The sequence below is a fragment of the Ruegeria sp. E8 genome, from assembly GCF_056533985.1.
The window spans coordinates 27,832-41,282 of the sequence record NZ_JBQFOY010000012.1 but is presented as its reverse complement, the minus strand read 5'-3'; the positions used below and the strand labels follow the sequence as shown (position 1 = coordinate 41,282).

The window sequence follows — 13,451 nt, the reverse complement described above, 5'->3', positions numbered from 1 at the left end:
TCCAGTCGTTTCGGAGATAGTTTAAACAAATTAAGCAAGCGTTGTCTGTAGCTTAAGAGTGCCGCGCAAGCAGTTGGTCGACCCATTGCGGCACTGTCTGCGTCGCCTTGCCAATAACACGTTCGTCAAACCCGGATGCGCCCGGCGTCGGTTCCAGATTGATCTCGACCGTTCGCGCGCCCACCGCCTGAGCTTCGTGTACAAACGCCGCCGCCGGATAAACCTGACCAGAGGTTCCGATGGCAGCAAAAAGCGACGCGCTGGCCAGATGATCATAAATCGCGTCCATGTGATAGGGCATCTCGCCGAACCAGACCACATCGGGCCGGGCGGTGGGCTGCGCACAGGCGGGGCAGGGTTCCTCAACCGCCATCTCGGGCGGGGCGGTCCAGCGGTTACCGCAGGCGGCACATAACGCGCCCGCCAAAGTTCCGTGCATGTGGATGACATCCCGCGCGCCGCCCGCTTCATGCAGGCTGTCCACATTCTGGGTGACAATCACCACCTCTCCGGGCCAGTTCTGTTGCAACCGGGCCAGCGCTTCGTGTGCGGCATTGGGCTGAACCTTGGCGGCCTGAACGCGGCGGGCATTGTAAAACCCCTGAACCAGAGCGGGGTCACGCGCGAAACCTTCCGGTGTCGCGACATCCTCGATCCGGTGCTGCGCCCACAATCCGCCTTCGTCGCGAAAGGTACTCAGCCCGCTTTCGGCCGAAATTCCGGCTCCGGTCAGAATGACGATCTTTTCCATTTCCCCTCCGCGCGGTACAGCTTGGTGCATGACACACCGTATCCTCTTTGTCTGTCTGGGCAATATCTGCCGGTCCCCCGCTGCCGAAGGCGTCTTTCGCGCCCGCGCGCCGCATCACGCAACCGATAGCGCCGGAACCATGGGCTGGCATGCGGGCAACCCGCCCTATGGCCCGATGCAAGCGGCGGCAATGAGCCGGGGGATCGACCTTGGCGACCTGCGCGCGCGCCAGTTCACCGCTGCCGATTTCAACCGGTTCGACCTGGTTATCGGCATGGACGCCAACAACATCGCGGATATCGAAGATCTGCGACCCAAAGGCAACGACACCCCGGTGCGCCTGCTGACTGATTTCGCCCCTGAAACCGGTGCGGATCATGTGCCTGACCCGTATTACACGCGGGATTTCGATGGCGCTCTGGACCTGATCGAAGCGGCGGTCGAAGGGCTTGCCGCGCATCTGGACGGTTAACCGCCGATCACCCGCAATGATCCGCTCAGCCAGGGCAGTTTCGCCAGCGCCGGGTCCACGATCTGTTTCTGCATCAGACGCCTTGTCATGCCCGCGACCTCCTGCGGTACCTGATCGGACCAGTCCGTGCGGGCCAACAGCGATATACTGCGCGAGAAATCTCCGAACGGTGCCGGGTAGGCCTCCAGCCCCTCATGGAACCGCGCCGCCCGCATGAAGCCCAGCGGCGTCGTGATCGTCCAGCCCAGACCCCGCGCGACCATCGCCATCAGCGCCATATGCGAGCCGATCTCGAACCGTTCCTCGAACTCTCGCGACCCGCGGGCAAGATGCGCCTCGATCTGGCGGCTGATCAGTTGCTCGCGCGCGTATCGCAAAAACGGCAGTGCCTCCTGCGTGGCCTCGACTCCACCCGAGCCTTGCGGCGCCACCAGAATGAACGGATCACGCACCAGAGGGTACTCGACCACGCCCTCCAGCACCTCGCCGCTATGGGCGGTGACCGCCATATGCAGGCGTTGCTCGGCCAAAGCCCCGAACAGATCGAGGCTCGACAAGGTGATCAGCTTGAAATTTGACCGGGTCAGGCTGTCGGCCAGCAAAGTGGCCAGCCGTGGCGTCAGGTCGTTGTCGAAATCGTCGATCAACCCGATGGACAACGTGGTCAGATGCCCCAGATCCATGACCGACAATTCGCTCTGCGCCATTTGCAGCTCGGCCAGAACCGCCTCGGCCCGCGCCAGAAAGCTGCGCCCGGCCTGCGTCAGACGCATCGGCCGCCGCCCGTGGTCCACCAACTCGGTGCCCAGTGCCTTTTCCAGATTGCGCAATTGTTGAGAAACGGATGGCTGGCTGAGCCCGGTGATCTCGGCGGCCTGCGCCACCGATCCCGTCCGCGCCAAAGCCTCGAACACCTCAAGGCCCCGCAGGGTCAGCCCTTTCATCACCATGCAACATCCCTTTCGCTGCGCCTTTCTGGGGCGCAGCGTGGATCAGGTCAAGCGTTCTGAATGGCTTAGCTGCAGATCGCCTGCGCCATCTGGCCAAAGTTCTGATACCGATCCCACAGCGCATCATCGCGCGCGGTCTGCGACATCTTCAACTCCTGCGCCTGATGGGGGTCGGTAAACCACTTGGCCACGGTCTTCTGATCGCTGCGGGTAAGCGCCTGATTGGCCACACGCTGAATGCAACTGCACCGATCCCGCGTTGCGGCGGACCGATCTGACGCCAGACACGCCCGCTTGATCTGAGCCGCGTCCACGACCGGAGCCACCGCTGTCAGCGATGCCGCACAAAATGCGATTAAGAGGAACTGTTTCATACTCGAGCCTCGTTTTTTGCCTGCCCGGAGGGGTCTTGCGCCCCTCTCAGTCTGCGCTGGAGTATGAATCAAACGGGCGCGCGGATCAATCATACGTTGCGAAAAAGTGAATACACGAGCCGGAAACGATACATTCCCCCCGTAGGCCGGGCTTCAGCCCGGCACCGGTCAGTGTAAGTGCGGCAGCCAGTCTTCGATGGCTTTGATCAGCTTGTCGAGCGCATAGTAACCGCCCGCCAACCGCACGCCTTGTTTGATAGCTGTTACAATGGCCGTATCCACGGCAAGATCGACTTTTCGTCCAAGCCATTTGGCGAGTGCTAGAAAGCCAGCTTTCAACTTAGCCAGAATTGCTTCCACCCACTCGCGACCAGGGTTTTCCTCTTCCATAGCCGTCGAGAGTTCTTCGGTGGCTTCCCAGATGAAGGTTACGGACTCAGGCAAGAGTTCGTCTTCAATGCTCTCAGGAGGATTGTTGCCTCCGATACCGTGACGCGCAGATCCTCGAACCGTCAGGCTGTCTTTAGTGTCCGATAAGGCTTTCTCGACTTCCCACCGAGCCTGAATTTGTTCGATTTTTTCGGCAACGGCTTCTGGGCCTACGTTCCAAACACTATTGCCAATCAAAGCAACCCGCCGCTGTAACTCCCAGTCCAACGGTTCACCCTTCAGCATTCCCTCATACCAATCAGCCCAAAACTCCCATGGTGTTCCCATGCTTCCTTCTAAAAATTCTTGTATTCGTTGATCTTCCTGTGCTGGCGCTTTGCAATCCCAAAGCTCTGTCGCAAATAGTTGCTTTGAATCAGTATGTGTTGCTGTGAGGGTATCAATATCCGCAGCGAGAGCGGATGTGTCGAAATAAAATTCGTGAATGGCACCGAGTGCCCCGGCCAAGGCTGTTTTTGAGTCCGCGTGGCTGTAACTAGAAATCCTAAGCGCGCGCTGTGTAACTTTGGTTGCGTCAAAGGCTGCCGATTGTAAATCGCCCGATAGTTTGGTGGCGATGGATATACCACCCCATGCATGGTTGACATGATCAAAGGAGGCTGTTGCGAATTCGGTGCTTGTCTTTGGTATTTGCAACACGCTCTCAACTCCGCAAACAATATTTGATCTTAGGCAAATCAAGAAAAGTTGTCTCAGATCACAACCGTCAACATATTGGTCTCGAAGCGAAAACACACAAGGCAGCTCTCTAAGCATCATGCGAGCAACGAATGATAACCCAGTTTTGACCTCAAGTTTGTTGACCCACTCTTGGACCTTATCCGGATTTGTCAGATCGACCATGCACACCTCTAATAAGTGACCGTTCCCGACTGCCCTACTAATGCTTATCAAACAAGGTACCGAAACTCTGTCTCGTTTCTATTGACCAAACCACGATTCCTCTACATATCCCCAACCCATGACAGACCTCGCTCATATCCGCAATTTCTCCATCGTCGCGCATATCGACCATGGCAAATCCACCCTTGCTGACCGGCTCATTCAAGAGACCGGAACCGTCAAGGATCGCGACATGAAGGAACAGCTGCTCGACAGCATGGATATCGAGCGGGAACGCGGCATCACCATCAAGGCCAACACGGTTCGCATCGACTATACCGCCGACAATGGCGAGGCATACGTGCTGAACCTGATCGACACCCCCGGCCACGTGGACTTTGCCTATGAAGTCAGCCGCTCGATGCGCGCGGTCGAAGGTTCTCTGCTGGTTGTGGACTCGACCCAGGGGGTCGAGGCGCAGACGCTGGCGAATGTGTACCAAGCCATCGACGCCGATCATGAGATCGTGCCGGTGCTGAACAAGATCGACCTGCCTGCCTCCGATTGTGACCGCGTGGCTGAACAGATCGAGGATGTGATCGGCATCGACGCGACCGACGCCATTCAGGTCTCCGCCAAAACCGGGCAGGGCATCCATGAGACGCTGGAATCCATCGTCACCCATCTGCCCGCGCCGCAGGGCACTCTGGACGCGCCGCTCAAGGCGATGCTGGTGGATTCGTGGTACGACGCCTATCTCGGTGTCATCGTCCTGGTCCGCATCATGGACGGCACGCTGAAAAAGGGAATGCGGGTCAAGTTCATGTCGAACAACACCCTGCACCATGTCGACCGTGTCGGCGTCTTCCGCCCCGAGATGGAGATGGTTGACAGCCTCGGTCCCGGCGAGATCGGTTTTCTGACGGCTTCGATCAAACAGGTCCGCGACACCCGCGTCGGTGACACCATCACCAATGACCGCAACGGTACGGAAGAGGCCCTGCCGGGCTTCAAGCCCGCGCAGCCGGTGGTGTTCTGTGGTCTCTTCCCCGTGGACTCAGCCGAATTCGAAGACCTGCGCGATGCGATCGACAAGCTGGCCCTCAACGACGCCTCTTTCAGCTTTGAAATGGAAACCTCGGCAGCCCTTGGCTTTGGCTTCCGCTGCGGCTTCCTGGGCCTGCTGCACCTTGAGGTCATCCGCGACCGCATCGAACGCGAATATGACATCGAGCTCATCACCACCGCGCCGTCGGTGATCTATCACGTCTACATGAAAGACGGCGAGATGATCGAGCTGCACAACCCCGCCGACATGCCCGACCCGTCCAAGGTTGACCATATCGAGGAGCCGCGCATCAAGGCGACTATTCTGGTGCCGGATGAATTCCTCGGCGACGTGTTGAAACTCTGCCAGGACCGCCGCGGCATCCAGCTGGACCTGACCTATGCAGGCAGCCGAGCCATGGTCGTCTATGACCTGCCGCTGAACGAGGTTGTCTTTGACTTCTACGACCGCCTGAAATCGGTGACCAAGGGCTATGCCTCGTTCGACTACCAGATGACCGGTTATACCGAGGACAATCTGGTCAAGATGTCGGTGCTGGTGAATGACGAGCCGGTCGACGCGCTGTCGACCATGGTTCACCGCGACCGGGCCGAGATGCGGGGCCGCGCGATGTGCGAAAAGCTCAAGGACCTGATCCCGCGCCACATGTTCAAAATCCCGATCCAGGCCGCCATCGGAGGCAAGGTCATCGCCCGCGAGACCCTGAGCGCCCTGCGCAAGGACGTGACCGCGAAATGCTACGGAGGCGACGCCACGCGGAAACGCAAGCTGCTGGACAAGCAGAAGGCGGGTAAGAAGAAGATGCGCCAATTCGGGAAGGTGGATATCCCGCAGGAGGCATTCATCTCTGCATTGAAAATGGACAGCTAAAAGCTGTTCATTTTTGAGGCGGGTGGGCGAAAGCGGTTGGCGTAGCCAACTGCATGTTATTTAAAAAAATTTCTGCCGATAGAAATCAAAAAAGGCGAGGCATTGATGCTCGCCTTTTGGTCGTTTGATGATGAGATTGCGGCGCCCGATTTATTGGCGCGCAAGAATTCACGCGACTGCGGGAATCTCCGCGTCGAAGTCGTCTGCCGCATCGGCTTCGTCAACATCTGTTGAGCCAGCAACAATGTTCCACTCAGACACTTCCTCTGAGTGCCATTCTTCGTCAGGAATACTGTCAATTAGTGTGGCAGAAGAAGGGACGCGTTCAATGCGAGCCATAGCCGCAAGAATGCTGGCCATGACATCATCCGACACCACGTGCGCTTTCTCGATAACTTGATCCGTCATTGGTTCAGTTCCTTTCCATAGTAATCACCACCATAAGCAACATTAGGGTGGCAATATGGCGCGTACCCGTATCTTTCGTATTTATTCGAGTCAACAGGGTCTTTGATGAGAACCCTTTCCGCTCCAAGAAGTTTTGCATACTCCTCTGCGCAAGTCAAAATCGGCCACAACGCTCTCCCTGCTAGGTAGTTATGCCCGAAAAACCTTTCAACCCACTTAACGGTGAGGTGGGTTCTTGCGTGAGACGGATTGCCCAGCGCGAGCGCCACTAATACCTGCACATCTTCGACTTCTTGCCAAATCGCTAGTTCGAAAAGGTCTTTTCCGGGGCGATACCGAAAATAAAGGCTCTCCCAGCTTTCTGGGAATCCGCTGTGAGTCTCGTTGCCGTAGTGCTTTGGCCATTCCTCAGCGGCAAATTTAAATGCATCGCCTACTTCATCACCAACGATTGAACACAGCGTCAACTTGTCCCAGTGTTTGATACCTCCGCTGCGCAACAACCTCTTGTTGATGCTTTCGACGGTGCGTTTGCGAGCTTCATTGTTCAAAGCGTAGTAGTATGCGTAGTCCATTCAAAAATCTTTTTAAGATTGTACTGCGAAAACTCTAAACACTTTGGGCGAGAAGTGAATAGGTTTTGCTCACGTTTTTTTCTATCCGATGGAAACCAGTTAACACTATGGAGGCGTTTCTTTCTATCAGGTGGTTACTCGCCCGGCGGCACCGCCGGGCCGTGCTGATCGACCCCCGTCAAACCGTAGGTTTGCCTCCGGCAAAACGGGCGGCGCGTTTGCGCCCCGGGGCTCCGCCCGTTCGCGGCTGAATTCGTCCACTGGACGAATCCCGAGACGCCGCTGACCCCCTCGGTCGGTCGCGGCCCCCATCTTTGCTGATCGACTGTAGGGTAGCCTTCAGCCCGCCCTACGGTTGTGGGTGGATGCTCGAATTTCGGAAACACCACAAACGGTGATACACTCCCCCCATTCCAATCAATTGATAAACAGGGGGAATTGTCATGGACCCGCAACTTCGGGCGCAATATGCCATCAACCGGTTTCAGGAATATCACGTCATCATGCGGACAACGCTGTTCAGCTTCGTGGGCATCGCCGCCATCATCAGCTTTGCGTCTGACGGTTACGCTCTGGCACAGGCCATCCTGGTCATCGCCGTCACCATCTATGGCGTTGTGGCAGGTGGTTCGGCCCTGGACGATCTGGAAAGCCTGCGGGACGATATCGATAGGGATTTCGCGCAAACCCACTACGCGCGGGGCATCAAGAAGAAGAATATGAAAGCCCTCAAGCTGATGTCTCACGGGTTGCTCGGCCTGATCGGGCTGGTGCTGCTGATCGCCTCTTTCGTCTGAACTGGTCTACGCCCCTTTTCGGCGGAACCCGTCCACTGGACGAATTCCAGAACGCCCCTCGCGCCCGTGGGCCGTAAGTGGCTGATTGTTTTGTCGGTCACCCGTTGAAGACCGCCCTTAGCCGCGCGGCACCAGATGCAGCCACTGCATCGGAAAACCGCGCCCTTCCGACAGGATAGGCCATTTGAAATCGTCCCCCAGTTTGAGGATTTCATCCATCTCAGAGGTATCGCGGACACTGCCGTCCACATGGGTAACGTGAAAATATTGCTGGCAAAAATCCTCGATGGCTTTCAGCTTGGCGGGGCCGTTCTCTACCATCTGTGGGTGCAGTTCGATCAGGAATTCCGATTGGCGATACTGCGTCAGAAAATCTTCAGTCAGCAGGCTGAATTCCACGCCTTCGATGTCGATCAGAAAGAAAATGTCACGGGGATCTGGGGCAACGGTCGCGATATTCTCGACGGTGTTTTCAAGCGCGTCGCCAAAAACGGCCACGCGGTCGCCAACACCGTTATGCTCCGCCGTCTCTCGGATGACCTCGCGGCCTTTGGCCGAAACCTCAAAGCACCCGCTTTTCTCGAATTTGCCGGTGGACACGAGGCCCACGCCCCAAAAGCCGTCCCCTGCGCCGATATCCACCAGAACGGTTTTGTCCGAGTTGCTTAGAATCCCCAGATTTTGCTGTTCATAGAGGCCGAAGATTTTCGTGGCGGTGTCAGAATGCCCACCCCAGAACGCTTTCTCGGTAAAGCGAAAGCCTTTCATCGGTCCGCAAAGAACCTCGTATCCGCTTTGTTCCAGCACAAACTGTGAAAACTCGCTTCGGAAACGCCGGACGGCACTTTTGAATGCTCGATGTTTTCTCTTGGGAAAGCGCATTCGTGTCTGCTGGCTTTATCTCTGTCGGTTGGAACAGGGTTTCGCTTCCCCTTTTCTATTTCGACTAGACAGGTGTGGGAAGGAAAAAGGCGATCCGCCGGTTTGCGCCGGTTGGGTCGCGCGGTTGAACCTGAACGGTTCGTGAAGTTTACTTTAGGTAAGTTGCATCCGCTACGCGCCCTCCCAATCTGTTAACCAGACAGAAGGAGAGAGCCCATGACCAGATACATGACTGCCGGAGCAGCCGCTTTGGCCACGACCCTCACCCTTGGAACGGCCGCGCTGGCCGATACCACGCCTGACCTGCGCGGTACTTGGCTGGGGTCTTACACGACCGTTCAGCCCAGCCATTACTACAAAGGCGATGAGCCCCGGTTCAATCAGGCCGAATGGATGCTGGATGTGCAGATTCAGGAAGACAACGTCTTTTGGGGTCCCAGCAAGTGGCGCCGCGATGGCGATACCGAATGGAATGAATACGAGGCCACCGGAACCATCAGCCTTGATGGCTCGGGCTCTATCGGCATCGTTGAAACCTCACCGCTGGTGATCGGCGCCAATGCGTTGATCGATGCGCGGTATGAGGACGGCAAGATCTATGCCGATTTCCGTAGCCTGCGGAACGGAACGACCTACAGCACTGTTCTGGAACGTCAGGTGAACTGAAGCGTGTCCGGCCCGGTCGGAATGTAGGGGGTACGGACTGCCGTTGATCCAAGACTGCGGCAGAGTTTAGTAGGTTACCCCGATCGGGTCGGACCGCTTCTCAGCAAACGGAACCAGCGTCTCCACAGGGAGGAGACGGGCCGGGCGGCCAGTTCACCGCCTGCGACAGGATCCAGACCACCCCGCGCAAGAATGCGGCGTTCCTCGGCACGGGTCATCTGGATCTCGCGGACCTTCAGCGCGGCCTCGCGCGCGGTGACATAATTACCGTCCGGCCCAGGTTCCATTCCGGGGATGTTGCGTCCCCTCGACCACATCCCGCGAATGCCCGACAACGGATGTTTCCATCCGATCTCGTCATCATCCTGCAAATTCCAGATCCGGTTCGCCTCGGTGATCGAGACGAGGGCGGCCAGCGGTTTACCGTGACGGGTCAGAATGATCACCTCGCGCGGGTCCTGAGCGCGGGTGACCAGCGTGCCCAGATGGGCGCGGGCGTAGGAAATAGTGCAGCGCATCGGCGAATCTCCGTGTGTACGATTCGAAAGATCAGGGGGCTGAGGGTGGTACAAACCCCGCAATATTCGTCAAAAGGACCGTGCGGTGACCTTTGCTCCTGCAGCATCGGGCAAAAAATGGGCGTTTGACCAAGGTCTGTACATTTCCCGGTTCAAACATACGTGGATTCGAATTTTCTCGGATTATCCACAAAGATTTCCCGCCAGATACTAACAGGTTATCCCCGGCTAATTTTCATGCTGCAGTGCTATTTTCTTGTCCGAAACGGGGCGCAATGCAACAGTCTGATCACCGCACAGGTTCTTCGGAACTTAAGGTGGAACGCAAAGGCCCGGGGGTCTTGGCAGAGAGAACAGATCTTAGGATTTGCGTTGAACTGCAATGGCTTACCGGTGGGTGATCAGCCGAGCGTGAGTGTCTTGCTCAGGTCGGATGGCCACCTTCTCAGAAGGCCGATGCACGCTGCGATGTCCCTTCGGGTGCTGAGCGGCAGCTGCAGTCTCTTAGGGGGCTGGGGCAACTGGATCGGGGTGGTCTTCGGGCCGCGTCGACCCGGTAAGGCGTCAGGAGTGTCCGAAAGGATGCATGCAAAGACCGCGTCTGCGCACCTGACGCCTTTTCCTTTGCCGGATTTCGGTTTCATACAGGCTACCACTCACCCCTGCCGAAAGGGAACGGGGCTCTTCTGCGTGTGCAAAAGAGCCCCGATTTAGCGTCAGATGATGCAATGCCGCGTCTATGCACCTGTAGGGCAAAGATTACCTTGTTCTGATGGCTTTCGCAACCATATCTTGCGCTGTGCTCTGCGATTGCCGCAAGATAGGGGGCTTACAGGCTTTCCTGCACATCCGTAGCGGCACTCTGGATGGCGTCCCCGGCCTTTTCGATATCCTTGCCGGCACCTTTCGCGGTTTCACAGGCGGTCAGTGCAAACAGGCTCAGGCCAATCAGAATTACGCGGATCATGTTCGTCTCCTTGATGCTCGATCACATTTCGGTAGCATCATTCCGCTGACCGAACCAGTGTCAGGCCGCGTCATTTCCGCAGAACAACTCGTAGACGACTTCGAGCATGCGGCGCGGACGGTCGTCAGCAAGACGGTAGTAGATGGCTTTGCCTTCCCTGCGGGGCGTGACCAGCCCTTCCAGCCGTAAGCGGGAAAGCTGTTGTGAAACAGCGGCTTGTCTTGCGGATAAAAGCTCTTCCAATTCCGTGACGGATTTTTCGCCGGACACAAGGTGGCACAAGATCATCAATCGGCCTTCATGGCTTATTGCCTTGAGGAAATTGGACGCGCGCGTTGCGTTATTGACCATGCGGTCGAAATCTTCTTGTGACATGTCTTGAGACAGCTGGGGAAGGGCCATCGATTGTATTCCTTGCGAACCCGTTGGCCGGGTGTTGTTTCCATAGCGAGAAGTGCTGTGAGTGCGAACTCCTTCAGTACATGTTTCGTACATTTATTACTATATGCATGAATCAAAATACCGTGATAAACGAAAGGGGAACCATTGTTGATTTTCCCCGTAAGCGAAGTGTCAGCGGACCGCGTTAAGAACTCGTCGCTTGATCCTGCCCGGAAACAATACTGGAATCCAACTTCGGTTTGAGCCCGATCCACATTCAGTCAGCGTTCTCACTCGCCCCCCCTTGCAGCCTCTCGTAGCCGACACTAAGACTCAGGTAACACTTGTTGGGATATTGTCCCGATCCATAGCAAAACAGGCAGGTTACGAATGTTCGATCCCGTAGATACCTACATGAATACGCTTGTTCCCATGGTCGTTGAGCAGACCAGCCGGGGCGAGCGCGCTTATGATATTTTCTCCCGCCTGCTGAAAGAGCGGATCATCTTCATCAACGGCCCGATTCATGACGGGATGAGCCACCTTGTTGTGGCACAATTGCTGCACCTCGAGGCGGAAAACCCGAACAAGGAAATCTCGATCTACATCAATTCGCCCGGCGGCGTGGTGACCAGTGGTTTGTCGATTTACGACACAATGCAGTACATCAAGCCGAAATGTTCGACGTTGGTGATCGGTCAGGCGGCTTCGATGGGATCCGTTCTGCTGGCCGGTGGTGAAAAAGGAATGCGCTTTTCGCTGCCCAACAGCCGTATCATGGTGCATCAGCCCAGCGGCGGATACCAAGGCCAGGCCAGCGACATCATGATTCACGCGGCCGAGACGCAAAAGCTGAAAGATCGCCTGTATGACATCTATGTGCGCCATACCGGGCAAACGAAAAAGGCGGTTGAAAAGGCACTGGATCGCGACAATTTCATGAGCCCGGAAGAAGCGAAAGACTGGGGTCACATCGACGAAATCGTTGAAAACCGTGCGAAAATGGACACGGAAGAGGCCTGAGGCCAAGTCCCCGCGCCACCGGCGCGGGGGTCATTTTGAGATTGTAGCCGCCAGAGTGCTGGCCTAAGCTGCACAAACAGGTGTAAGCGCTCCCGGAAACTGGGGGCAGGGACGAAGCCCGAAAGGTAGATCATGGCGACGAATTCAGGCGGCGACGGGAAAAACACGCTCTACTGCAGCTTCTGCGGCAAAAGCCAGCATGAAGTTCGTAAGCTGATCGCGGGCCCGACCGTTTTCATCTGTGATGAATGTGTTGAGCTGTGCATGGACATCATCCGTGAAGAGACCAAGGCCAGCGGGCTGAAGTCGTCTGACGGTGTCCCAACACCCAAAGACATCTGCGAGGTTCTGGACGATTACGTGATCGGTCAAGCCACCGCAAAGCGTGTTTTGTCGGTTGCGGTTCACAACCACTACAAGCGTCTGAACCATGCGCAGAAAGCGGGCAGCGATATCGAGCTGGCAAAGTCGAATATCCTGTTGATCGGACCCACCGGCTGCGGCAAGACGCTTCTGGCACAGACGCTGGCGCGTATTCTGGACGTTCCGTTTACCATGGCAGATGCCACCACGCTGACCGAAGCCGGTTACGTGGGTGAAGATGTGGAAAACATCATCCTCAAGCTGTTGCAGGCCAGCGAGTACAACGTCGAACGCGCGCAACGCGGCATCGTTTACATCGACGAGGTCGACAAGATTACCCGCAAGTCCGAAAACCCCTCGATCACACGCGATGTGTCGGGTGAGGGCGTACAGCAGGCTCTGTTGAAGCTGATGGAAGGGACTGTGGCAAGTGTTCCGCCGCAAGGCGGGCGCAAGCATCCGCAGCAGGAGTTCCTGCAGGTGGATACCACCAATATCCTGTTCATCTGCGGTGGGGCCTTTGCGGGGCTGGACAAGATCATTGCGCAGCGTGGCAAGGGCTCGGCCATGGGCTTTGGGGCTGATGTGCGCGACAATGATGATCGCGGTGTGGGCGAGATATTCAAAGATCTGGAGCCCGAAGACCTGCTTAAATTTGGTCTGATCCCGGAATTCGTCGGCCGTTTGCCGGTTCTGGCGACGCTGGAGGATCTGGACGAAGATGCGCTGGTTACCATCCTGACCAAACCCAAGAACGCTTTGGTCAAGCAGTATCAGCGCTTGTTCGAACTGGAAGATGTGGAACTCGACTTCACGGATGATGCTCTGAAAGCGATTTCCAAGAAGGCCATCGAGCGCAAAACCGGTGCACGGGGTCTGCGGTCGATCCTGGAAGATATTCTGCTGGATACCATGTTCGAATTGCCGGGTATGAAGAATGTCAGCGAAGTTGTGGTGAACGAAGAAGCGGTGACCTCGGAGTCGCAGCCGCTGTTCATCTATGCAGACGCTGCTCCGGAATCGGTGTCGGCTGGGTAAGATCGGTTAAGGGGGGCTCTGCCCCCGTCGCCCTTCGGGCGCCTCCCCCGAGGTGTTTTTAGCCAGATAAACTGG

General features: G+C 56.8%; 16 protein-coding genes. 6 read left to right on the top strand and 10 right to left on the bottom strand.

What is annotated here, in order from left to right:
* Positions 1-52: 52 nt before the first annotated feature.
* Positions 53-751, bottom strand: a complete 699-nt coding sequence (locus tag ACR0LF_RS15405) for an NAD-dependent deacylase (protein ID WP_480580955.1) — start codon at positions 749-751, stop codon at positions 53-55.
* Between the two features lie 28 nt (positions 752-779).
* On the opposite strand from ACR0LF_RS15405, the gene ACR0LF_RS15400 reads away from it, so the two are divergent.
* A complete protein-coding gene (locus ACR0LF_RS15400) occupies positions 780-1,223 on the top strand; it encodes a low molecular weight protein-tyrosine-phosphatase (RefSeq protein ID WP_480581134.1) in 444 nt (147 codons plus the stop codon).
* Here ACR0LF_RS15400 and ACR0LF_RS15395 read toward each other — a convergent pair.
* The 3 genes from ACR0LF_RS15395 to ACR0LF_RS15385 form a co-directional block, all read right to left on the bottom strand.
* Positions 1,220-2,173: a LysR family transcriptional regulator gene (locus ACR0LF_RS15395; RefSeq protein ID WP_480580953.1), complete on the bottom strand. Its 954-nt coding sequence runs from the start codon at positions 2,171-2,173 to the stop codon at positions 1,220-1,222. The two genes, ACR0LF_RS15400 and ACR0LF_RS15395, sit on opposite strands and share 4 nt — an antisense overlap.
* A gap of 65 nt (positions 2,174-2,238) precedes the next feature.
* Positions 2,239-2,547, bottom strand: a complete 309-nt coding sequence (locus ACR0LF_RS15390; protein ID WP_480580951.1) for a hypothetical protein — start codon at positions 2,545-2,547, stop codon at positions 2,239-2,241.
* A gap of 168 nt (positions 2,548-2,715) precedes the next feature.
* Entirely contained in the window at positions 2,716-3,840 is a 1,125-nt protein-coding gene (locus ACR0LF_RS15385) for a hypothetical protein (RefSeq protein WP_480580949.1), read from the bottom strand.
* A gap of 118 nt (positions 3,841-3,958) precedes the next feature.
* Between ACR0LF_RS15385 and lepA the strand changes: the two genes are divergently transcribed.
* Positions 3,959-5,758 (top strand): translation elongation factor 4, encoded by a 1,800-nt coding sequence (gene lepA / locus ACR0LF_RS15380; protein WP_480580947.1) that lies wholly within the window; start codon positions 3,959-3,961, stop codon positions 5,756-5,758.
* Between the two features lie 168 nt (positions 5,759-5,926).
* Here lepA and ACR0LF_RS15375 read toward each other — a convergent pair whose 3' ends face one another.
* Positions 5,927-6,166: a hypothetical protein gene (locus ACR0LF_RS15375; protein ID WP_480580945.1), complete on the bottom strand. Its 240-nt coding sequence runs from the start codon at positions 6,164-6,166 to the stop codon at positions 5,927-5,929.
* Complete coding sequence (locus ACR0LF_RS15370; protein WP_480580943.1) at positions 6,163-6,741, bottom strand: hypothetical protein; 579 nt, start codon at positions 6,739-6,741, stop codon at positions 6,163-6,165. The genes ACR0LF_RS15375 and ACR0LF_RS15370 overlap by 4 nt, the downstream gene beginning before the upstream one ends.
* Positions 6,742-7,184: 443 nt before the next feature.
* Between ACR0LF_RS15370 and ACR0LF_RS15365 the strand changes: the two genes are divergently transcribed.
* Complete coding sequence (locus tag ACR0LF_RS15365; RefSeq protein ID WP_480580941.1) at positions 7,185-7,538, top strand: hypothetical protein; 354 nt, start codon at positions 7,185-7,187, stop codon at positions 7,536-7,538.
* A gap of 117 nt (positions 7,539-7,655) precedes the next feature.
* On the opposite strand, the gene ACR0LF_RS15360 is transcribed toward ACR0LF_RS15365, so the two are convergent.
* A complete protein-coding gene (locus ACR0LF_RS15360) occupies positions 7,656-8,420 on the bottom strand; it encodes a hypothetical protein (protein WP_480856428.1) in 765 nt (254 codons plus the stop codon).
* A 216-nt stretch (positions 8,421-8,636) separates the two neighbouring features.
* Between ACR0LF_RS15360 and ACR0LF_RS15355 the strand changes: the two genes are divergently transcribed.
* Positions 8,637-9,086 (top strand): hypothetical protein, encoded by a 450-nt coding sequence (locus ACR0LF_RS15355; RefSeq protein WP_480580937.1) that lies wholly within the window; start codon positions 8,637-8,639, stop codon positions 9,084-9,086.
* 74 nt (positions 9,087-9,160) lie between these two features.
* Here ACR0LF_RS15355 and ACR0LF_RS15350 read toward each other — a convergent pair whose 3' ends face one another.
* From ACR0LF_RS15350 to ACR0LF_RS15340, 3 genes are all read right to left on the bottom strand, one after another.
* Positions 9,161-9,604, bottom strand: a complete 444-nt coding sequence (locus tag ACR0LF_RS15350) for a type II toxin-antitoxin system Phd/YefM family antitoxin (RefSeq protein WP_480580935.1) — start codon at positions 9,602-9,604, stop codon at positions 9,161-9,163.
* 829 nt (positions 9,605-10,433) lie between these two features.
* Positions 10,434-10,571 (bottom strand): entericidin A/B family lipoprotein, encoded by a 138-nt coding sequence (locus ACR0LF_RS15345; protein WP_480580933.1) that lies wholly within the window; start codon positions 10,569-10,571, stop codon positions 10,434-10,436.
* Positions 10,572-10,631: 60 nt separating this feature from the next.
* On the bottom strand, positions 10,632-10,973 hold the full coding sequence (locus tag ACR0LF_RS15340) for an ArsR/SmtB family transcription factor (RefSeq protein WP_480580931.1): 342 nt from the start codon (positions 10,971-10,973) through the stop codon (positions 10,632-10,634).
* A 369-nt stretch (positions 10,974-11,342) separates the two neighbouring features.
* Between ACR0LF_RS15340 and ACR0LF_RS15335 the strand changes: the two genes are divergently transcribed.
* Complete coding sequence (locus tag ACR0LF_RS15335; RefSeq protein ID WP_170530866.1) at positions 11,343-11,975, top strand: ATP-dependent Clp protease proteolytic subunit; 633 nt, start codon at positions 11,343-11,345, stop codon at positions 11,973-11,975.
* A 132-nt stretch (positions 11,976-12,107) separates the two neighbouring features.
* Positions 12,108-13,376: an ATP-dependent Clp protease ATP-binding subunit ClpX gene (gene clpX / locus ACR0LF_RS15330; protein WP_480580929.1), complete on the top strand. Its 1,269-nt coding sequence runs from the start codon at positions 12,108-12,110 to the stop codon at positions 13,374-13,376.
* The last annotated feature ends 75 nt before the right edge of the window (positions 13,377-13,451 follow it).